Raw genomic sequence first — 1185 nt, forward strand, 5'->3', positions numbered from 1 at the left:
TGTATAAGAGACAGGCCCACGCCCACGCCGCGCCAGGCGCCGGATCCGGCCCCGTCGACCGTTCGATCGCCCGCTACCTCGCCCGTACGCTGCCCGCCGGACCCGGCGGGCCCGGCGGCACGGTGGTCGCCGCTCGGGGCGGCGATCTCGTGCACTGCGCCGGCTTCGGCCTGGCCGACCGCGCGGCCGGCACCCCCGCCGACTGCGACACCGTGTACGACGTCATGTCGGTCACCAAGCAGTTCACCGCCGCCGCCGTCCTCAAGCTGGAGACGCAGGGCAGGCTGCGGGTGACCGACCGGATCGGCCGGTTCCTCGGCCCGGTGCCCCGGGACAAGCGCCGCATCACCCTGCACCAGCTCCTGACGCACACCGCCGGGCTGACCGAGGGGCTCGGCGACGACTACGACCCCGTCTCGCGCGGCGAACTGGTGGACGGGGTGCTGAAGTCCAGGCTCCGCTCCGCGCCCGGCACGGAGTTCCACTACTCCAACGCGGGCTACAGCCTGCTCGCCGCGGTCATCGAGAAGGCGTCAGGGCGGAGCTATGAGCGGTATCTGTCCGCGAACCTGTTCGCACCGGCGGGGATGACCAGGACCGGATACGTCCTGCCGGACTTCGACCGGGACCGGGGCCGGGACCGGATCGCGGTCGAGTACGACGGGGACGGCCGCGCCCGGGGACGGCCCCTCGACCACCCCTGGGCGGCCGACGGCCCGTACTGGAACCTGCGCGGCAACGGCGGCATGCTCTCCACCGGACGCGACATGTTCCGCTGGCACCGCGCCCTGTCCGGCGCCCTGGTCCTGCCCCCGAGGGCGAAGCGGAAGCTGTTCCGGCCCTATGTCGGCATCCCGGGCGGGCAGGAGAGATACGGGTACGGCTGGGGGTTCCTGTGTACCGGCGACGGCCGGATCGCCTGGCACAACGGCGGCAACGACTGGTCCTTCGCCAGCTTCGCGCGGACGCTGCGCGACGGCACGATGGTGTACTGGACCACCAACCAGGCGTACCAGCGGGGGAAGTGGAACCTGGAGGAGCGCGAGTTCGAACTGCTCCGCGGCATCGCCGACCGCGCCCGCGACGACGACTGACCGCTGACCGGGGCGCCGCCGCCCCCGCCCTGCGGGATCAGCGGGTGGCGGCGGCCCGATAATCGGCCGTATGCCGTCCACCGTCCCCTCC

The 1185-nt window shown here is 73.0% G+C and carries 1 protein-coding gene; it reads left to right on the top strand.

Annotated features, from left to right (window positions below; all coding sequences use genetic code 11):
• A partial coding sequence (locus G5C65_RS37475) for a serine hydrolase domain-containing protein (RefSeq protein WP_165303505.1) occupies nt 1-1094 on the top strand: 1094 nt, incomplete at its 5' end.
• Nucleotides 1095-1185: the final 91 nt, after the last annotated feature.

The sequence above is a fragment of the Streptomyces boncukensis genome, assembly GCF_011045075.1.
In the GTDB taxonomy this organism is placed as follows: Bacteria; Actinomycetota; Actinomycetes; order Streptomycetales; family Streptomycetaceae; genus Streptomyces; species Streptomyces boncukensis.